The organism is Micrococcus sp. FDAARGOS_333 (assembly GCF_002206575.2).
Classification (GTDB): domain Bacteria; phylum Actinomycetota; class Actinomycetes; order Actinomycetales; family Micrococcaceae; genus Micrococcus; species Micrococcus lylae.
The window spans coordinates 279,606-299,177 of the sequence record NZ_NJFJ02000001.1 but is presented as its reverse complement, the minus strand read 5'-3'; the positions used below and the strand labels follow the sequence as shown (position 1 = coordinate 299,177).

Sequence of the window (19,572 nt, the reverse complement as noted above, 5' to 3'; positions counted from 1 at the left end):
CTGGTCATCGCCGCTCTGGCCGGCGGCCCCTGAGCCTGCTCAGTCATGGCCGGCGTCTCCGTTCAGCTCGAACGCGCCCTTGCCGTCCAACGTCTCCCGGATGATGTCCGCGTGACCGGCATGGCGGGCGACCTCCGCGGCGATGTGCGCCAGGCACCAGCGCGCCTCCCAGTGCGTGAGGTCCTCGGGGTGCCAGGGCGCCGGCGGCACGGGGACCAGCGCGTCCAGGTCCGTGACGTCGTCGATGTTGGCCTCCGTGAGCGCCACGCACCGGTCGAAGTGGGCGACGACGTCGACCAGGGGCCGGAGGTCCGCGATCATCGCGTCCAGGGACAGGTCCTCGCGCATCTCCTCCGGCAGCTCCGGCTGCCCGGGCGCCGCCGCCGCACTGGCTGACCAATAGACACCCACGGCGGCGGTGTGCAGCAGCAGGCCGGAGAGGTTCAGCCCTGAGACGGTGGGAGCGGCGTGAGCCTGATCGTCGGTGAGACCGGCGACGGTGGTCCGCATCTGGGTGAGCTGCTGCAGGGCGAAGGTGCGCAGCACGGCATGCTCTCCCGCAGCGTTCGGGGTCAGGAAACCCATGGTGATTCCTCCTGGGAAGGTCGGCACCCGGCGGGCCCGGGCGATGACTCCAGCGTCCCGGGTTCCGAGGACGGATCCTGTCCGCGATCTTGAGTGAGGATGGTCCCGTGACCGATCCGACCACCCGAGCACTCTCCCTGCTCAGCCTCCTGCAGGCCCGCCCCGTCTGGCGCGGCGAGGACCTCGCCTCCGAACTCGGTGTGACCGCCCGGACGCTGCGCCGCGACGTCGGCCGCCTACGGCAGCTCGGGTACACCGTGGACGCCGGCGCCGGCTCCGGTGGCGGGTACAGCCTGGGCCGCGGCGGGGCGCTGCCCCCGCTCACCCTGGACGAGGAGCAGGCTGTGGCAGTCACGCTCGCGCTGACCCGCGTGGCCGGCGACGGCGGCAGTCCCCACGCTGAGGCCGCGTTGAGGGCGTTGCGCACCATCGACGCCGTCACCCCCGCCCGCATCCGGGAACGACTGCGGGGCCTGCGAGCGGCCTTCGAGGCGGGCACCCCGCCCGGTCCCGATGCGGCCGAGTCCCTGGATCCGGCGGACCTGCTGACCTGCGCCGACGCCATCCGCAGGACGCTCCGCCTCACCTTCGCCTACACGGACCGGCACGGGGCTTCGACGCAGCGGCGGGTGGAGTCGCACTGGTTGGTCCCCGTGCACGGCCGGTGGGTGTTGGTGGCGTTCGACCTGGACCGGGAGGACTGGCGCACGTTCCGGCTGGATCGGCTGCGTGAACCGGCGCTGGGGACGTGGCGGTTCGTCCCGCGGCCCGGGGCAGAGGAGGTCCTCGCCCGGCTCGACGAGCCCGCCCCGCCGTCGGCGTGGCGGCACGAGGTCACCGTCCGGATCCACGCCCCGTTCGAGGAGGTGGCCGCCCACCTGCCGCGCCTGGCCGGGCATCTCCGCCCCCTCGAGGACGGAAAGACGGAGTTCCGGACCGGGGCGGACGACCCCGACGGCGCCGCCCGCTGGCTCGCCATGCTGGAGCACGACTTCACCGTGGTGGGGGATCAGGAGGTGGTCGACGCCGTGGCGCGGCTTGCCCGCAGGCTGACGCGCAGCGCGAACGGCGGGGTCGGGTGAGGCCGCCGCGCGGCGAGGTCAGGGGCCGCCCACTATCGTGAACGCATGTCCACGCCCTTGTTCGAGCTCGCTGCACGCCGCGGCGTCGCCTTTCCCGTGCACACCGAGCGGCTGAGCCTGACGCCCTTCACCGCCGAGGACACCGACGCAGTCTGGCGATTCAACCGCCGCGAGGAGGTCTGGACGTGGACCTCCGGGCGACCGGGCTCCGCGGAGCAGCTGTGTGAGGACTACCTCGCCGCGGGGAACCGACTCACCGTGCAAGCGGGGGAGACGATCGTCGGCGTCGGGAAGCTGCAGGTGCTGGACGCGTGGAGTCAGGGCGGGCCGCGGGCGGAGGGTCAGGACGCGCTGGCCGAGATCGGCTGGACCATCGATCCGGACCGCGCGGGGCAGGGCTACGGCACCGAGCTCGCCGGCGCCCTACTGGAGATCGCCTTCACCGGGCTGGGGGTGCGCCGCGTGGAGGCCCATGCGTTCGCAGACAACGCGGCCAGCCGGCGGGTGATGGAGAAGGTGGGGCTGCGCCACGAGGCCACGTTCCGGGAGGAGTCGCTGCACCTCTCCCGCGGGTGGATCGACGGCGTCACCTACGCCATGCTCGCTTCGGAGCATCGCGGGCGGGGGTGATGACGTCGGGGTCGTTGGCCCGCGGGTGACGCGTCTGTTCCGCTCGTGTCACTGTGTCACTTTCACATTGACAACTCAGATCCCCAAGAATCAGATCCCCAAGAAATCGACGGCGATCAGTGGCGTCGTGTCCATTGAGGCAGCAAAGTGACACCGGCAATGTCGATGTGTCAGTCTGATCTGTCACTTTCCGTGTCGAAGTGCTCCGCCAGTCGCGCCAGCGTGAACTCCTGACGCAGTTTGCACGCGCTGTTCTGGTTGCCGAACATGCCCTTCTCCCAGTACGCCTCACTTTCGGGCCGGGTGTCGATCCACCGCACCGGCAGCACCCACTCGGTCTCGTCGTCGTCCTGGTTCCGGGCGTCGGGGTAGTCGTGCACCAGGGGGAGGTCCGCGAGCCGGCGCACCCCGCCCGACGTCGGGACGGCGGCTGAGTCGAACCGCACGGCCGGGCCCGTCGTCGTCCCGACCCCCACGTAACCGGTCTGCGGGATGTGGACCCAGATGCGGGCGCCCTCGGGCACGGACCGGAGGGTCCGCGTGTGAAACCGCCCGCCGCCGGCGGAGACGAAGCCGTACCGGCGGGCGTCCTCCCAGCCGCGGTCGAAGGCCACATACCAGTCGACGCCGTTCCATGGAGCCCGCTTGCGTCGGTCGCTGCCGGACGAGGTCGCCGTCGTCGTCTCCTCGGAGCTGACGAGCCACGAACGCGCGAGGTAGCGGCGGTCCTCATCCTCGAGATAGGTGAAGAACACGGCATTGATGGGGACGCCGAACGTCCGCAGATAAGCGACGATCCGCTCCGAACTGCTGTCCAGGGAGGAGGCCACGATCGTCAGGCGCTGCTCCTCGTTGAGTTCGTCCGGCAGCGGCACGCCGAAGGTCTCGTCGAACGCGGTCTCCAGCTCTCTGCCCAGGTGCCGCGCGGCGATCTCCCGGATCTCCTCCCGCGGGAGCTGCCCCGTCCAGGAGGCGTAGTCCAGGACCTGGGCCACCACCTCGCGGGGAGTGCGATCGCGCTTCAGCTCGAGGACGTGCAGGTTGCCCTCGCTGTCCATCGCGAGGATGTCGATGCGGGTTCCGTGCGGTGTCGGTACCTCGCGGCCGATCACCAGCAGGGGATCGCCCAGCAGCGTGGGGTCTTCCACAAGGAACCGCTGCAGCTCGGCCTCGGAGGGCATGCGGGTATGCATCAGGGGCTGGGGCATTCCACCCTCGCCCATCCGCCACATCTTCATCTCCACGGGCATGGTGGTGTCTCCTCGGTGCCGTGCGGGGCGCGTCCGCAGCTTATCCAAGCACGGGGTGGAGTGTGGGGGCCGGTGCTGGCGACCAGGGAGGGTGACACCACTATCAGGGACTCAATGAACTGAACGGACTTCGTTGTCCTGGGGGAGCTGGACGAGATGCGGCGGCGCCCGGATGTGCGGCACGTGCAGGTGCCCGGCGCGGGGCACGACATGCACCTGGAGGCGCCGAAGCGGGTGGCTGAGCTCGTGCGGGGGTTCGCGGCCTGATTGATCTGGGGTAGGATCACCCCATGGACCACAAGCAGATCCTCCACGGCGGGCTGCGCCGCCAGCGTGCGGCCCTCCTGCAGAAGCTCGAGGGCCTCAGCGAACGCGACGCCCGCCTGCCGCGCACTCCCACCGGCACCAACCTGCTGGGACTGGTCAAGCACGCCGCCGTCATCGAGCTGGAGTACTTCGGCGAGACGTTCGGCCGCCCCGCCGAGGTGCAGCTGCCCTGGGCGGCGGCGGGGCAGCCGGAGGAGGACAACGTGGACATGTTCGCCGCCGAGGGTGAGTCCCTCGAGGACGTCCTCGAGTTCGCCTGCCGCTGCTTCGCCCACGCGGACGCGACCATCACGGCCCTCGGCGTCGACGCCCCCGGGCGGGTGGCGTGGTGGCCCGACGACAAGGCGGAGGTCACGCTCGCGCAGATCATCGCGCATGTTGCCCTGGACGAGGCCCGGCACGCCGGCCACGCGGACATCCTGCGGGAGCAGATCGACGGGCAGGCCGGCCTGCGCGCCCCGGGGAACAACCTGCCCCCGTGGGACGCCGACCGCTGGGCCGCCCACGTGGGCCGTCTGACCGCCATCGCGCAGGGGAGCGACGGGCCGGGCCGGAACTGAAGGCATATGCCTCTCGTGCCGGTTCTTGGCCTACGGTGTGGCCATGACGAGTACTCCCGCTGCCGCCGTACCCCCTGCCCTCCAGCGCTCATTCGACGCGTGGGCTGCCGCCGGCAGGCCCGCCGACGAGCCCACGCGCTGGTCCTTCGACCACTGGGCGGCCCATGTACCCGACCTGCCCGCCTGCCTCGAGCGCGAGCCGCTGACCCGCGCCGTCGTCACCGGCTACGCCGCGAAGGTGACCGCCGAGGACCGCGCCGTGCAGCGGGACGCCTTCATCGCCGCGATGGTGTGGGGGTACGGGCGGGTCGGTTACGGTCCCTCCCGGGTGGAGCGCATCATGGCGCAGCCCGGGTTCGAGGAGCAGCTCGCCGACGTCACCCGCATCACCCTCGAGCAGGGCGGGCCCGCGGCCTTCGAGCACATCCGGCAGCAGCGCAAGAGCGGGGCCGGCTGCCTCAAGCACCTCGGCGCGGCCTTCGGCACCAAGTACCTCTACTTCCTCACCAAGGCCCACCGGGAGTCCGACATCGCCCCCGTCCTCGACTCCGTGGTGCGCGCCTGGTTCGACGAGCACGCGAAGGATATCGACGTCCGGATCGGCGGCGGCTGGACCTACCCCCGCAAGTACGCCACGTACGTGGAGACCATGCAGGCGTGGGGTGAGGAACTCAAGATCCCGGCCGACGACGTCGAGCGGCTCATCTTCCTCCAGCAGCAGGACGCCACCCAGGAGCACTGGCGGGAGAGCTGGAGTTCCGTCGCCGCGGACCCGGAGGCCGGCGAGCTGCTCGAGGCCCTCCGCCTCGCGCTGGCCGACCTGGGCGCCGGGGATGACGCCGAGCCCCACCTGCAGGCTCTGGAGGACGTCGTCGCCGACGCGGAGGATCGGGCGCCCGACGAGGCATGAAGCCCCGCCCGCCGGAGTGTCGGCCGGCAGAGGTGGGCGTGCCGCATGCTCGACGCGGCACTGGCTGACGCGTGGCCTGGCTGCGGGCTGTCGGCGGCGGTTCCCATCGACGGCTGGGCCTGCTCCCGGGGCACGGCGGGCCCGGCTCCTCACTGGAGGTGCGGCTCAGTGGCGGAGGCATGGTCGACGTCGTGGTGGCCGGGGACGTGGTGGGCTCGGACTTCCCGTGGGACTGCTGGTTGGGTGGGACCATGCTGCAGGCGGCACTGGCCGAGTGCCTGGAGCAGTTCCCCTCTCCGTTTGCGGGGGAATCCCGCGTCTGACCCGTACGGAACCCGGCTGACAGTCGGTTCCCCCTCCAGGCAGGATGGCCCCATGACGCGCCTGCTCTCGGGGGACTCCCTCACGCTCGACCTTGCACCGGAGGACCCTGCCGACCTCCTCGCCCGCCTGCGCGCAGTTGGCGTCGAGATGAACGCGTCCGCCGAGCGCTTGATCACCGACGCGTGGGTGCGCGTCGACGCGCCGATCCGGGTGACCGTCGTCGAGCGCACGCTCGCCGAGCTCGGCTTGCCCGACGGCGCCACGCTCCCCGAGCTGCGGCGAGCGGTTGAGGCGGCGGGACTGCGGGAGTGTCCGCCCACCGTCGCCCCGCTGCTGCGCATGGCCACCCTGGGCCAGGCGAACGCGCCGGACTCGGTGCTCCGTCACGGCCGCGCGCCCGACGGCTCCGCGCATGTGCTCAGCCCGTCCCTCGGCGACGAGCCCGGCATGTACCGCGGCCTGTACCTGCGCGTGGTGGACCACGTCCCGAGGCTGCGCGGCTTCACGTGCGATGACCTCCATGTCTTTGGCCCCGAGGACCGCTGGATCCTGGCGTTGCGAGGGGCGCGGCCGGGTGCCCAGACCGTTCCATCGGCCTGGCAGCGACACGGAGTTCTCAGGTGCTACACTGAACTCACTACATCCCCCACGCCTCTCCACGATGCGCACTTGGGGGATTTTTCTTTGCCTGGCGCCGCTTTGTGCCGGAACGGGAGGGTGAAGTGGGACGGACCATGCGGGCACGGGGGTCGGAGACCTTCGCAAAGCCTCCGCTCTCCCACGAGCGGATGCTCGAGCAGCTTGAGAGCCGGGGGCTCGTGGTTCCGGACCGGGACCGCGCTCTCCGATACCTGCGACACCTCGGGTACTACCGGCTCTCCCCCTACACGATCCCCTTCCAGGCGGAGCGTTCCACTCACACCTTCGCCCCCGGTGCCGAGTTCGATGACGTCCTGGACCTGTACGTCTTCGATCGCAAGCTGCGGCTTCATTGCCTCGACGCCCTCGAGCGTGTGGAAGTCGCGGTCCGCGCAGCCCTGACCGACCACATGTCCACGACCTATGACGACGCCCACTGGTACATCGACGCCGCGCACTTCCGCGACCGACAGCGGCACGCTGACCTCCTAGACATCGTCCGCCGTCTGGTACGGAGCCGGCTGCTGGGGTTGGCCGAGTCCGGTCATGACCGGATCCACCACCCCTCGGCGCTGGAGCACTACCTGATGACCTATCGGAAGCCGGAGCTGCCCCCGTCCTGGCTCATGATGGAGTCTCTGACCATCGGGCAGCTGGCGGGCCTGTACCGCAACCTCGCGCGTCGCTCAGATCGTGTGGCGGTGGCGGCCAGCGTGGGGTCGACCGACACGGTGCTCACCTCGTGGCTGCAGGTCTACGTGCGCGTGCGGAACATCTGCGCCCACCACGGCCGCCTCTGGAATGTGGGCCTCGGCGTGACCCCCATGATCCCCAAGTCACCCGCCATCTCGTGGCTCTCCGGTGACGAGGCCGTTCCCGAGGCGTCCCGCCAGCGTCTGTACCCAGTGCTCGCCTCGCTCCAGTCCCTTCTGGACACGGTCTCGCCGCGCAGCCGCTGGGCCGACCGCCTGTACCAGCTCCTGCATGACCGGCCCGAGATGAACCTCCACGGGATGGGCGTTCCGGTGGGATGGTCCTCGGATCCGTTCTGGTCTCGTCACCTTCGATGAGCGCGGTCTGCGCAGGAGCCCTTCATCCCGGGGAGAGGCACGCGGCGCGCCGCCGTCGTCGGGAGGGTCCGTAGGCTGGCGGCCATGAGGATCGAGATGGGGAGGTTCCCCGTCCGCGCCGGCAAGGAGGAGCGCGCCCGCGAGTGGATCGCGTTTCTGCGGGAGAACCCCGAGGCGTTCCGCGAGACCCTGGAGCCCGAGCGGATGTACGTGGAGACGGTCTTCTCCGAGACCGTCGGGGACGCCCTGTATCTGTGGTGGTACACCCTCCAGGGCGAGGACGGCGCCGAGCTCAGCGACTCCACCCACTGGCTCGACGAGCGCCACGCCGCCTACTGGCGCGAGTGCATCGACCCCGACGAGCCCAGCCTGCTGCTCATTCCCGAGGTGCACATGAGCCCCGAGCGGCTCGAGGATGCCATTCGGCCGCTGGGGGAGTGAGGCGGGCGCGCAGAACCCGGCTTACAGCCGGTTTATCTCCCCGGCATCATGACCCCATGACCCTCTCGTCCTTCACCGTGGTCGCTGGCACGTTCTACCGTGCCGTGGACGCCCGGTTCGTCGATAGCGCCCTTCGCGGCTCCCGCTCCGCCGGTCGGTACTCGCCACCGGACGCACCCACGCTCTACCTCAGCTCCTCACCGGAAGGAGTGGACGCGGCCATGGTTGCTCACACGGACGCGACCACCCCGCCGCGCGAGCTGCTGACCTTCGACGTTCATGCCGAACGGATCGTGGATCTGCGCGACGCCGAGGCGCTCGCGGCCCTCGGCGTCGACCTCACCGACGCCATGGCCCCGTGGAAGCCGGCCGTGGAAGTGGGGGAGGAGCCGTCGTCGTGGGCGGTCCGCCGCCGCCTGGAGGAGGCCGGCGCACACGGGCTGATCGACCCGTCCCGCACGGCCCCCGGGCTGTGGCACCTGACCCTGTTCCGGTGGAACGAGGACGGCGCGCCCCGGGTGACGCGCACGTTGTGACGCGAACGGCTCCCCTCGGACGTTCAATCCCCGCGGCTACTCTGGCCCCATGTCCGCCATCTTCGACCACCTGCGTTCCGACGACGGCGAGCACGTCGGCTACATCGAGATGGTCGGTGACCTCTTCGTGCCGCACGACCTCCTCCACCGACGCCGAGGCGAGCCCATGGAACTGCACGAGGCTGAGGCTGTCCTCGACACGATCGGCTTGCGTGCGCTCGCTGAGGACTGGCTGCTCGACCCGGCCGACGGCATCGGCGAACCCGTGCGGGTGCGCATCCAGGAGGTGACGCGCACGCAGGTGACCATCGCACCCACGGTGGACGGCGCCGTCGGGGAGGTCGCCAAGAGCATCGACCCCGCCGCGAGCATCACCCTGACCCTGCCCGCGGAGCGGCTGCGCCCGGCGGGGTGAAAGGGGGCGCGAGAGGAGCTACGGGGCGTTTCGCGCACCAAAGATGCTCAAAGTTATGGCAAGCATAAGCGCACGATGGTTCATCGCTCCATAACTATGGATACTTATGGCATGGATCTTGGACCTCTCCTCGCCGCGGGCGAGACCCTGGACGTCGAGTTCAAGCGACGGCTGGGGAAGGACGACCTCTACCAGGCCGTCGTCTGCATGGCGAACGGAACCGGGGGCCTGATCCTCGTCGGTGTTGATGACGACGGCACCGTCGTCGGGGCGACGGGGGACCACGGCGGCCCTGTGGACGCAGACCTCTTGGCTGGACGCATCCAGAACGGCATCGAGCCACCGTTGAGCGTGGACGTCGAGGTGGTCCCCTGGGAGGGCAAAAACGTGGCGGTCATCACCGTCCCCCAGGCGAAGTCCTCGTTCGTCGGTACGCGCAAGGGGCTGTTCGTCAAGCGCCTCGTGGGGCCGGACGGTCGCCCCGCGTGCATGCCGATGACACCGATGGACGTCCTGCGGGCCGGGTTCGACGGGATCGGGCTGGACTATGCCCGGGCGGAAGCGCGCGGAGCAGAGTGGGCACACCTCGATCCAGGCGAGTTCGATCGGTTCCGGAGGCTCGCCGCCCAGTCCGCCGGCGACAAAGGGCTGGCGGAGCTCGCCGATGCGGAGCTGCTGCGGGCGTTGGACCTCCTCACCCCCGACGGCGGCATCAGCCTCGGCGCGATTCTTGTCTTCGGCACGTCAGAGGCCCTGCGCCGGTGGGCGCCCACCGCAGAAGTCCTCTTCCAGGACTCCCGGCCCCATGGTCTAGAGGCAAACGAAGACCTGCTGCTTCCCCTGTTGAGTGCATTCGAGGAGATCGAGGCGCGCTTGGCACTGCGGAACTCCGTCACACCCGTAGAGGTGGGTCTCGTCCGTGTGGATGTCCCCCTGTTGTCAGAGAGTGTGCGACGCGAGTCGATCGCCAATGCACTGGTACACCGCGACTACGCCGAAGTGGGGCCGATTCAGGTGACCTTCACCGGGGCGACGTTCTCGGTCGCGAGCCCTGGCGGGTTCCCTCGCGACGTCTCACCGGTCAACATCCTGAATCGCTCGGCTCCCCGCAGCCCCGCCCTGGCGAACGTGTTCAAGCGCGCCGGTCTCGTCGAGCGCAGGGGAAAAGGCGTGCAGGACATGTTCGCCTCGCAGCTCCGCGCCGGCCGTGGCGCACCGGACTACGGCCGTTCCACGCAGCGGTCCGTGATCGTCGACGTCCCCTTGGGTGACGAGGACAGGGAGTTGCTGATCTTCCTTGCCCGCAGGCAGAACGAGGGTCAGCGCGCACTGACACTGACAGAGCTGCGAATGGTCCACGAGATCAAGCACGGAGGGCCTGCCAGCTCGGCGGATGTGGCGGAGTGGCTTCGACTGCCCGTGGCGGACGTGCGCGCAGCGGCCACCGCGCTCGTCGAGGCCGGCGTCCTGGAATCGCGGGGGAACGGCCGGGCACAGCGGTACATGCTGACCGCGCGGTTCTACGAGCTGGCCGAAGACCGAGCCGCCTACCTGCGCCTGCGTCCGGTCGACCGAATCCAACAGCGGCGGCTGATCGCCGATTACGTCCGCGAGTTCGGGTCCATTACCCGAAGCAAAGCTGCGGAACTGTGCCAGATCGCGCCCACGGCCGCGCGAACGGTGCTCAAAGGCATGACGGAGGAGGGTCTCCTCGAACTGCGGGGGGAGCGGCGCGCAGCGCACTACGTGCTCCCGGACTCGTAGCAGTGTGCCCGGCCGGCGGTCAATCGAGCTCACTCCGCTGGCGTCAGGTCCCGCTTGAGGATCTTGCCGGTGGCGGTCTTGGGCAGCCCGTCCCGCACGCTCACGGTGCGGGGGTACTTGTACGGCGCCACCTGGGACTTCACGTGCTGGATCAGTTCGTCCTCCGTGGCGTGCGCGCCGGGGGCGAGCACCACGTGCGCGGCGACGTCCTGGCCGAGCTCCGGGTGGGGCACCCCCACCACGGCGGCCTCCGCGACGGCCGGGTGCTCGTAGAGCACCTCCTCGATCTCGCGCGGGTATACGTTGAGCCCGCCGCGCAGGTGCGCGAGCTCACCGACGGCCTCGGGGCGCACGGTGTCATCGAGGCCGTGGGCACCCAGGAGTCCATGGACCAGGCGCTGGCCACCGTCCGCCACGGCGGGTATGTGGGGTTCGTGGGCGTCTCCCACGACCAGACCCTCGACGGCTCCGACCTCTTCGGCCGGCAGATCCACCTCGAGGGCGGCCCCGCGCCCGTGCGCCGCTTCCTGCCGGAGCTGATCGAGCGCATCCAGTCCGGACAGATCCAGCCCGGCCGCGTGTTCACCGCGCGCATGCCGCTCGACGCCGCCGCCGAGGCGTACCGGGCGATGGACGAGCGCCGCGAGATCAAGGTGCTGCTGGAGGTCTGAGGCGGCCCCGGGCTCCGCCGACGCGCTTCCGGCCGGGGTCGGATCGTGGTCACCGGCTCGATCACCGGCAACTACACCGGCTATCCGGCCTGGTCTCACTACGGGGCCACCAAAGTGTCAGGGCAGGAGGCGCAGTCGCGACGTCAACGCAGCCAGCGCATAGCTCCAGGGGATGCGCTCTTGTTCCAAGCGGACATCGCCGGCAGTTCGAAGGCGCTCCAATGCCCTGACCTCAGCAGAGGTCAAGGTGCTGAGGGAACCGCGGAACGGCGTTGGTTCAGCGACCCACAGGTCCTTGAACTGCTCCAGGGTCTCTACGTCCATCAGCACGGTGCGCAACTGCGGCAGGCGAGCGCGATACCGGTGCAGGATCGCGAAACCCTGCGAATCGAGATCTCCCCAATACGTCAGGTCGGCCTCGGACAACCAAGGCAGAGACGCCGGCGTGGTGTCGTGACCGTGCCCCCAAACGGCGATCGTCCCGGCCGCATCCGGCAGGCACAGCAGCGTTTCGCTGTTCTCCACTATCAGCACATGCGCCGGTGTCACCGCCCACTCCGACGCCTGCTCCACCGGTACGTCCATGTCCCGGATCCCCGCCGGCCGCAGCGCCGGATCCAGGATCCGCAGCCGCACCAGGGCATGGGAATCGACGACGCCGAGCACCCCTCTCGCCGAGCCCACGACCGGATCCGAGGCCGATGGTCGAAACGGTGCAGCCAACGCCTCCAGCAGGCTCCGGTGCCGGCCGAACCACTTCGAGTCCACGCCGCGGATGGGCAGCTGCCGCGGCCGCATGCCCGCCACCGGATGCTCTTGCAGCCAGTCCAGCACCTCGACCACGGCCCGGAAGTCCGCCTCGTCCAAGTCCGTCAGCCGCTGTGCGTGGCGCCGCAGGACAGGGGTCACTGCGTCATCGGGGGATGCCTCACGGGCAGCCGCGCCGTCGTCCGGAAGGTGGAGGGAACAGGGCGCACCGTGAGCGGCGGCCGATCGTGCCCACCTTTCTGCATGACGCCGCACCGTGGCGACCCGCTGAGCGAACACGCGCTGCTCCCGAGCCGGGGCTCCGCCCACCCATGCCGCCACAGCCTCCACCGTGTGAGCCGTGAGACGGACCGGGATCTGTTGCCGGCCCACACTCCGCCAGGTGCGCTCCTGCCACTGCACCTCGATGTCCTCCGGCAGTGCGGCTTCCCGCCATTGACGCACCCAGGCCTGCGCCCTGGGCAGGTCCGCGAGCACCGCTTGCTCCGTGGGCGGCCTCAGACCGCAACTGAAGGCCGGATCAGGGCGCTCGCCGACCGTCCAGGACCGGTGGGAACGGATCAGTTTCGCCCGGGCGGACTCCCGTGCATCGGCCGGTGTCAGCATGATGGGACGGGAAGCGCTCACTTGTCGTCCTCCCACGTGATGTCCGCGAGACGGGTGAGCCTGCGGGTCGGGTTCTCCACGGTGGTGATGCCACCGACGTAGGGCTCGATTGTCTGCAGTAGCTTCTGTGGGGTCGCAAGCACCATCTGGAAGCCGAACTCCACGAACACGTCCATGGCCATACGCGTGTAGCGGGCGTCTGCCTTGTCGAAGGCCTCGTCCAGGACCACCGTGCCGTACACCGGCAGCGGATCCTCCGGGGCCGCCAGCTGATAGCGCAACGCCGCCGCGAGACAGAAGACGACCAGCTTCTGCTGCTGCCCGCCGGACATCGCGGCGCCCGAGTCGTAGGTGGCGTGGACCTCCCCGGCGGCGTCGATCTCCTCGGCCAGGAAGGTGACGTGCTCCCGCGTGTCCAGACACTGCCGGCGCCACGAGCGGTCCACGTGATCAGAGGAGGCGAGACGGTCCATGATCGATGCCAGGGCGGCGTAGCGACGCTCGGCGTCCTCCAGGGTGTCATCCTCCCACGCATGCGTGGCGGCCGTGGACAGGTCCCGCAAGAACTGCGTGACCGTCTCGGTGCGCCGCGTGCGGACCCGCAACCGCAGGAACCGACCCTCGTCGAACGGGGAGCGGCGCAGCGATGTGTTGATCCGCTCCACCCGGTCCGTGATGTCGCCCGGCGCTGAACGGATAGCGCTGTGCAGCTCACCGAAGAGCACGGAGGAGCGGTCGTGCAGCAGGGTCTGGAATCGCCCTTCGTGGTCCGGCAGGCCCTGGCCGATGATCCGTTCCAAGATCGCCAGGTAGGAGCCCCGGTCCTCGACCCCGGGGGAGGCGTCTGCAGCTGCCGAGGCCCACTGGCGCGAGAACTCCGTGGTGAGCATCGTGCAGCGCTGCGCGGCCCTGGCCGCTTCTGTCTGCGCCTGCTCTGCCTGGGCGGTCACCTCGTGGCGCACCGACTCGGCGGCGTCAGCGAGGGCATTGGGGGAGGACGAACGGCGCACCGCTCGAAAGCGGGCGTCCAGGTCGGCCCGGAGGGCGTCGTCGAGAGGCTCGTGCTGCGCGCAGACCGCGGTCAGCTCCTTGACCTGCCCGGTCAGCTCTCGTTCGGTCTTCTCGGCGAAGTCGACGGCGACATCGGCCTCTCGCGCAGTCTCGCGTGCTTCTCGCCACGCCTCCTCCGCTTCGTCGTTCCGGAGGCGGGCCTGTTCGAGGTCCGAATCGACAGAGCTGAGCTCCTTGATCCTGGCCTGCAGCTCCGCGATGCGTCGAGTCGGACCCTCCCGGTCCACGTCCTTCCACTCGGTCTCGAGGACGGCCTTGAGCGCGGCGCGACGTTGACGTTCGCTGTCGGCCAGGTGCAAGGCTCGATCGACCGCCTCCTCGGCGCGTGACAGCTCCTCGGTGCGAGCCTGCCGGGCCGCCACGAGGACCTCCAGCTTGGCCGCTGGATCTCCGAGCACCCAGCGGGAGCGGTCGTCCACCCGGAAACGGTCGTCCTTCTCGAAGCGGCCGCGCCCGTGCTTGACCTGACCGGCGAGCGTGACGGCACGCTCGTGGCGTGCCAGCTCCGCAGCCGAGGTCACGCACGCCAGGTCGAACCGGTCGACCAGGCGGGCCTGCAGCCAGTCGTGGAACTCGCCGCGCTTCACCGTCACCTTGTGCACCAGCGAGTCCTGGCTGCGTGCCGGGGGAACGCTCACGGAGCGTGCGGACACCTCGTCGAACCGCAGCCGAACCCCCAGGTGCCGGCCGTCGATCCATTCCTGCGCCCGCGCCAGCAGCCGTGTGGGCACCAGCAGTGTCAGGGACAGTGGTGCGAGCACGCGCTCGATCGCGCCGGTCCATTCCCGATGCTCCTCGGAGACCTCCAGCAGCTCCGCGGCGAAGGGCAGGGACTCGTAAGGGACGGACAGATGCTCTGCAAGGGCCTTGCGGACGTCCAGAAGCCGCCGCGGTACCGAGCTGCGGACCCGACGCAGCGCGTTGATGTCCTCATCGAGTTCCGCCACCGCCTCCTTCAGGCGGCTCCGCTCGTCGAACTGTTCGTGCGTCGGCCCGGCGTGCTCCGGGTTCCGGGCCAGATCGGTCTCGATCATCGCGTGGAGCTCGCCGAACTCTGCGACGCTCCCCGGCACGGCCTCCAGCCCTGCCTCGCTCAGCCGGGACAGCAGCACGGCGTGCCGACGCTCCCGGTCCTGTCGCTGCTCCTCCTCAGCCGAGATCTGGCGTCCGAGCTCCTCGATCTGTCCGCCCCCGGCCTGGTGCAGGGCCAGCATGGTCCCGGCACGACGCTGCTCCGCTCTCTCCAGTGCTGCCCGGGCTTCTTCCTGCCGTGCCCGCAGGCCGCGCAGGGAACCGCGCACCTGTTGCACTTCCCGGCGCAGATTCTCGAGCTCTCGGCTCTGCCGGTAGGGGTGGATCGCCTCCTGCAGTCGCCGCAGACGCTCCGTATCCGAGAGCGCGGTCTCGTACTCGTCTGCCACGGTGCGCACCTGAAGCAGGTGGTCACGCTGCTGGCGCAGGTCCGTCACATGCTCGTATGCGGTACGCAGCGCCCCGAACTCCTCGACCGCCTTGTCCGCCATCTCGAACGTCTGCGGCACCTCGAGCATGTGGTGGCGGAACAGCTGGTCCAGGGAGTCCAAGCCCTTGGCGGACTGGGTCCGGTGCAGAAGCCGCAGCGCGGCGTCGTCGCGCATGCCGAACACCGATCGCAGGCGAGCGTAGAACTTGCCGTGCGTGCCGTTCGTGGTCACCACTGCCTTGGGCCATCGGTCCTGCACGCGGCGGGTCTTGATGCCGTCGTCGATCAGGGTCTGCAGCTCCGCCAGGTCAACCTCAGAACGCTCCAGCAGGCACAGGTCCCGCATGTCTGCGCTGGACATGGACGTGCCCCGCAGGAAGAACAGTCGTGCCAGAGAGACGACACCACCGGTTCCGTCCCGGTACGTCAGCACGACGCCGGACCAGGTCGCGCGGGGCCGCAGATACGCCGAGACCACACGGTCCTCCTGCTCGTCCTGCTGCCTGGTCCACGCGCCACGCACATACGAGACGACACTGCGGGTGGCCGCACGCTCGCCGCCGGCCTGCGCCGCCTGGTTGAACTTCAGCCACTTGTCCGGGGTGAGCACGGAGGCGATCGCGTCCAGCACCGAAGACTTGCCTGACCCCGACGGGCCGGTGATCAGATGGCCCCGGCGGGACACGGGGAACCGGTAGATCCGACCGTCCATGGTGCCCCAGTTGGCGATCTGCACCGACGCGAGGCGCCACTGCCTCGGCGGAGCCGGTTCGACGGGGGGAACATCCAGCTGGGGACCGAGCTCGAAGGCCTTCTGGTCGGTCATCTGCAGGGTGCTCATGCGGTGTCCTCCTCGGTCTCGGCAGAGTCGTCAGTGTCGGAGGTGGAGGTTCCTCGCTCAGCGATGCCGCGGTACAGCTCGGTGAATGACGCCGCCTGCTCCGGGCCGATCACGACCTTGAGCACCGGCGAGATCTCCGCGCGATCCTCCTCGACCTTGTGCAGCACGTTGAAGCGGTTGAGCATCCTCGTCCACGAGCCGTTGAGACGCTTGGCCCAGGCAGCGTCGTCTCCTTCCCGGTACACGGCGAGCTGCTCGTAGATCTCCTGCTTGCCGACCACCACACGGCGCTCGCCGGCGGAGGCCAGCAGGTGACCGCGGAGCACCAGCAGCATGGCGGTGTCCAGGAAGCTCATGGCCTCGGTGCGCAGGGCCGAGGGCGTGGTGAGCTCGTCGGTGTCCACGCGGCGGGTGAACGCGAACTCGTCCTGCCGGTCGATCACCACGTCCAGGAACAGCTCGTGCAGCCGGGAGCGGATGACCGCCTCGTCTGCGACGAGAGCCTGCCAGAGCTGTGGGCGCCGACGGCCCGAGAGGTACGGCCCCTTCAGCAGCTCGAGCAGGGCGCGGCGCGACTGCTCGCCGAGCGTGCCCAGGTCTCCCTCCCAGAGGGCATGCGGGTTCTCGGGGGTCTCGTGGAGCTCGTTCTCGGGGATCGAGGTCATCAGGGAAGCCTTTCGGTGAACAGGTGACGGACCACCCGGGCGGAGCGGTGGGGGAGGCCGGAGCCGGGTGTCTCGGAGTTCTCCGTCTCCACGGGCCAGCGAAGGAGGTCCGTGGCGTCGTCGTCGATCACCCCGTGGCGCGCCGCCAGTGAGAGCAACCCGACGACGCTCGCGACGCCCTGCGTGGCCGGGTGCAAGGAGAGCACTTCGGCCACGCTGACGGGGGAGTGATCGGCAAGGACGCCGTTGACGTTCTCGCGCAGTTCGGCGAAGTCGATCTCCGTCTCCCGTGCAAGCAGCCGGAGGGCCTCGACGTCCACGGTCTCGACCTCGGCCTCCTCGAGCGCAGCCCCGACGTCGAACTCTCGGGGGTCATGCAGAGTGAGGGTGCCCAGCGAGCGCGGGGACATGCCGGTGAGCTCCATGTCCAGGCCGGTGCGATGGAACGGGCGGGTGGCAGGGGCCGCCTCGGCGGCGGCCGCGAGGGCCTCCTGGAGGGCGGTGTGGAGGCGACGGTCGCGCTGATACTCCTGCGATAGCACGTACCCACGCAGTCCACGGGCGAACTCGGTGAGGCTGTCCTGCACGGAACGGGCGCCGTCGTCCAGGGTGCGCGGCAGGGTTCGCAGGGTGCTGCGCACGGACGCCGGCAGGTCGGTGAAGAGGTCGCGACCGAGCACGGCGCGGACGTCCGCCTCGAACGACGCGGCCATGGCGGGGTCGCGGACCAGCCGGGAGAATGCGGCAAAGGTCTGTCCCTCGTCCGAGGACTCGATGACGTCCACGCCGCGGAACACGTTCTCCAGCACCTCCTTAGGCAGGCCCTCGTCCGTGAGGATGCGCCGACGCAGCTCCTGGTTCAGCTGGGAGAAGCGTGCGCGGACCCGGGCGAAGTCCGTGGGCAGGTCCGCAGCCTGGCCGAGCAAGTCCTCCAGTCGTTCCCGGGCGCGGCGTTCGTCCAGGAGGTCATCCTCGCCGGAGGACAGGCGCCGGATCCGCTCGTCCAAGCGATCGCGTTCTGCTTGCAGGGCGGCCACGCGGCGGTCGACGTCCGGATCGGTCTCGACGGCGAGCCGGTGCAGCGCGGTCAGGAGCGCGACGAAGCGCGATTCTGTGACGCTGGCCCGTGGCTCCAGGAGCTGTTCGATCAGGCGCAGACCCTGGCGGGCCGCCGGGGTGAGCGCGTAGACCTCTTCGCGGGACTCGCCGTGAAGCCGGCGTTCCAGCAGACCCGCCTGGCGCCAGTCCTCGCAGAAGCCCTTGGCCGTGCGGTCGGAGAGATCGAGATGGGTGCGGAGGGGGTCCAGCTCCGCATCCAGGAGGTCGTGCAGCTGATGGGTGGGCATGGTGGCGTTAGGCGCGCTGAGGTGGGTCTCGAGGACCCCGGCAACCAGCGGCAGCGAGTCCATGCGCAGCATGCGGAGGGCTGCGTCGTCCTGGACGAGCCGCCGGACCTGGAGCGCCACCGCGAGTGAAGTCATGAGGTGAGTCTTTCAGAGGACGTGGACACGGTAAGCGCCATCTGACTCACTCCGGCGAGCGGCCGTCGTCGTACCCTGCCGGTCTACAGCTTCCTGCCCCGTCGGAGCGACCTGTACGGGTCGGCGGCGACGTCGAAGCGCTGGCGTGCCGACCGGCGTGTCAGCTCAACCCACTGCTGCAGCTCTGCGCTTGGAGAGTAGGCCGCGCCGCGCTTGTCCCCTTCACGGACCAGCACCCCGGCCTTCGTCAGCAGGTTCAGGTCCCGCGAGGCGGTGGGCCGGGTGACCCCGGCCGCGTCGCGGTACAGCGCATTCGTGAGGCGCCAGTCGGTGAGCACGAACTCCAGCGGTGCGGCGGCGCGTTCTGGGAGGGCGAGGGTGTCGATCAACTCGTCCACGCGCCGTGCCACCTGTTCCATCACGTCGATCCGGCGGCGGATGGTCATCGCTTGGCGATAGTGGGCGGTCAGCATGAACTCCAGCCAGGGGGAGGCATCCCGCTCAGGTGCCCACCGCCCGGCGCCCACCTCGGCCAACACCGCGTAGTAGGCCTCCGTGTTCCGCCCGAGGTATTCCTCCACGGAGACGAAGGCCGCCTCCGCCAGGCGGTCCAAGTAGAGCCGCCAGGACTGGAGGATCCGGGACATGCGTCCGTTCCCGTCGCTGAAGGGGTGGATCATCACGAGGTTCAGGTGGGCCATGGCCGCCGAGACCAGCGGGTGCTCGTCCGGGGAGTTGGAGGCGAGCGAGGACAGCAGCTCGTCCAGCAGGCCGTCCACCTCCTCCGGGGCGGGGCCGGTGTAGACCGTGCGTCCGCTGCCTTCCTGCTGCACGTAGATGTCGGTCAGGCGGAGACGCCCGGGTCGCTGCCCAAGGTCGTGGGCCGTGGTCATGAAGTGCAGGGCGAGGAGGTCGGGAAGGGTGAGGTCTCGTCCCTCGTCCGCCATGATCCGTGCATAGGTCATGGCGTCCGAATAGCCCCTTACTGCCAGCCAGTCTTCGTCCACCTCGACGAGATCGGCCGAGTCTGCCCGGATGGCCAGTGCCTGTTCACGGCTGACGTGGATGCCCTCGATCGAATTCGACCCCACCGTGTCGCGGGCGCGCTGCTGGCGTGCCAGCGTGCCGACCCAGCGATGCGGAGCGCTCAGGCTGTAGCGCATGGCCTCCCGGTGCGCGTCGATGGCGGCGAGTACGGCGCGGTCGTCGTCCGTCAGCGGAGGAGTGGAGAAGAGCATGGTGATCCAATCGACGGCGCTTGTCACAAATTATGCGCGTGAGCGCTCGTATCTCTCAAGTACGCTCCTCTTTCGCGGTGATCCGCAGGCGGTGGCTACTCCCTCCGAGCCGAACCAGAGGAAGTGGTCACTACACACGTGCGTGAAGCGACCACTTCCTCTGGCTCGGCGGAAGGGGAGGCGCTGGCTCGGCGGAAGTGCAGAAGGCGAGGCGGCGAACGGCCGTCGTCGTGAAG

General features: G+C 69.8%; 17 protein-coding genes and 2 pseudogenes. 11 read left to right on the top strand and 8 right to left on the bottom strand.

Going from position 1 to position 19,572, the window contains the following annotated elements:
• Positions 1–39 precede the first annotated feature (39 nt).
• A complete protein-coding gene (locus CEQ11_RS01450) occupies positions 40–585 on the bottom strand; it encodes a DUF664 domain-containing protein (RefSeq protein ID WP_088477516.1) in 546 nt (181 codons plus the stop codon).
• Positions 586–692: 107 nt separating this feature from the next.
• On the opposite strand from CEQ11_RS01450, the gene CEQ11_RS01445 reads away from it, so the two are divergent.
• Together CEQ11_RS01445 and CEQ11_RS01440 are read left to right on the top strand one after the other, a co-directional pair.
• Positions 693–1,667 carry a YafY family protein gene (locus CEQ11_RS01445; protein ID WP_088477515.1) on the top strand — a complete coding sequence of 325 codons (975 nt, stop codon included), beginning with the start codon at positions 693–695 and terminating at the stop codon, positions 1,665–1,667.
• Positions 1,668–1,712: 45 nt separating this feature from the next.
• Complete coding sequence (locus CEQ11_RS01440) at positions 1,713–2,297, top strand: GNAT family N-acetyltransferase (RefSeq protein ID WP_088477514.1); 585 nt, start codon at positions 1,713–1,715, stop codon at positions 2,295–2,297.
• Between the two features lie 170 nt (positions 2,298–2,467).
• Here the strand turns inward: CEQ11_RS01440 and CEQ11_RS01435 are convergent, their stop codons facing one another.
• A complete protein-coding gene (locus CEQ11_RS01435; protein ID WP_088477513.1) occupies positions 2,468–3,547 on the bottom strand; it encodes an endonuclease NucS domain-containing protein in 1,080 nt (359 codons plus the stop codon).
• A 290-nt stretch (positions 3,548–3,837) separates the two neighbouring features.
• Here CEQ11_RS01435 and CEQ11_RS01430 point away from each other — a divergent pair, with 290 nt between their 5' ends.
• The 8 genes from CEQ11_RS01430 (at position 3,838) to CEQ11_RS01400 (ending at position 10,533) form a co-directional block, all read left to right on the top strand.
• On the top strand, positions 3,838–4,434 hold the full coding sequence (locus CEQ11_RS01430; RefSeq protein WP_088477512.1) for a DinB family protein: 597 nt from the start codon (positions 3,838–3,840) through the stop codon (positions 4,432–4,434).
• Between the two features lie 43 nt (positions 4,435–4,477).
• On the top strand, positions 4,478–5,344 hold the full coding sequence (locus CEQ11_RS01425) for a hypothetical protein (RefSeq protein WP_127913433.1): 867 nt from the start codon (positions 4,478–4,480) through the stop codon (positions 5,342–5,344).
• A 179-nt stretch (positions 5,345–5,523) separates the two neighbouring features.
• Positions 5,524–5,667: a hypothetical protein gene (locus CEQ11_RS12835; RefSeq protein ID WP_193762963.1), complete on the top strand. Its 144-nt coding sequence runs from the start codon at positions 5,524–5,526 to the stop codon at positions 5,665–5,667.
• A 789-nt stretch (positions 5,668–6,456) separates the two neighbouring features.
• Entirely contained in the window at positions 6,457–7,377 is a 921-nt protein-coding gene (locus CEQ11_RS01420) for an Abi family protein (RefSeq protein WP_227718674.1), read from the top strand.
• A gap of 84 nt (positions 7,378–7,461) precedes the next feature.
• On the top strand, positions 7,462–7,818 hold the full coding sequence (locus CEQ11_RS01415; RefSeq protein ID WP_088477509.1) for a DUF6176 family protein: 357 nt from the start codon (positions 7,462–7,464) through the stop codon (positions 7,816–7,818).
• 56 nt (positions 7,819–7,874) lie between these two features.
• The gene (locus CEQ11_RS01410; RefSeq protein WP_088477508.1) at positions 7,875–8,354 is read left to right on the top strand and encodes an RES family NAD+ phosphorylase; all 480 of its coding nucleotides are present in this window, start codon (positions 7,875–7,877) and stop codon (positions 8,352–8,354) included.
• A 49-nt stretch (positions 8,355–8,403) separates the two neighbouring features.
• Positions 8,404–8,769, top strand: a complete 366-nt coding sequence (locus CEQ11_RS01405) for a serine/threonine protein phosphatase (protein ID WP_088477507.1) — start codon at positions 8,404–8,406, stop codon at positions 8,767–8,769.
• A gap of 111 nt (positions 8,770–8,880) precedes the next feature.
• Positions 8,881–10,533: an RNA-binding domain-containing protein gene (locus tag CEQ11_RS01400; protein ID WP_088477506.1), complete on the top strand. Its 1,653-nt coding sequence runs from the start codon at positions 8,881–8,883 to the stop codon at positions 10,531–10,533.
• Between the two features lie 29 nt (positions 10,534–10,562).
• Here CEQ11_RS01400 and CEQ11_RS01395 read toward each other — a convergent pair.
• Positions 10,563–10,853: pseudogene (locus tag CEQ11_RS01395) on the bottom strand (long-chain fatty acid--CoA ligase); the annotation flags it as partial.
• Here CEQ11_RS01395 and CEQ11_RS01390 point away from each other — a divergent pair.
• Positions 10,839–11,204 (top strand): annotated as a pseudogene (locus CEQ11_RS01390) (zinc-binding dehydrogenase); the annotation flags it as partial. The pseudogenes CEQ11_RS01395 and CEQ11_RS01390 overlap by 15 nt on opposite strands.
• Before the next feature lie 117 nt (positions 11,205–11,321).
• Here the strand turns inward: CEQ11_RS01390 and CEQ11_RS01380 are convergent.
• The 5 genes from CEQ11_RS01380 to CEQ11_RS01360 form a co-directional block, all read right to left on the bottom strand.
• Positions 11,322–12,599: a Wadjet anti-phage system protein JetD domain-containing protein gene (locus tag CEQ11_RS01380; protein WP_227718673.1), complete on the bottom strand. Its 1,278-nt coding sequence runs from the start codon at positions 12,597–12,599 to the stop codon at positions 11,322–11,324.
• The gene (locus tag CEQ11_RS01375) at positions 12,596–15,952 is read right to left on the bottom strand and encodes an ATP-binding protein (protein ID WP_227718672.1); all 3,357 of its coding nucleotides are present in this window, start codon (positions 15,950–15,952) and stop codon (positions 12,596–12,598) included. Before CEQ11_RS01375 ends, CEQ11_RS01380 begins: the two co-directional genes overlap by 4 nt.
• Positions 15,949–16,617 carry a DUF4194 domain-containing protein gene (locus CEQ11_RS01370; protein ID WP_067192175.1) on the bottom strand — a complete coding sequence of 223 codons (669 nt, stop codon included), beginning with the start codon at positions 16,615–16,617 and terminating at the stop codon, positions 15,949–15,951. Before CEQ11_RS01370 ends, CEQ11_RS01375 begins: the two co-directional genes overlap by 4 nt.
• Entirely contained in the window at positions 16,617–18,098 is a 1,482-nt protein-coding gene (locus tag CEQ11_RS01365) for a DUF3375 domain-containing protein (protein ID WP_102957467.1), read from the bottom strand. The genes CEQ11_RS01370 and CEQ11_RS01365 overlap by 1 nt, the downstream gene beginning before the upstream one ends.
• Positions 18,099–18,181: 83 nt before the next feature.
• Entirely contained in the window at positions 18,182–19,336 is a 1,155-nt protein-coding gene (locus tag CEQ11_RS01360) for a Fic family protein (RefSeq protein WP_087134430.1), read from the bottom strand.
• Positions 19,337–19,572 lie beyond the last annotated feature (236 nt).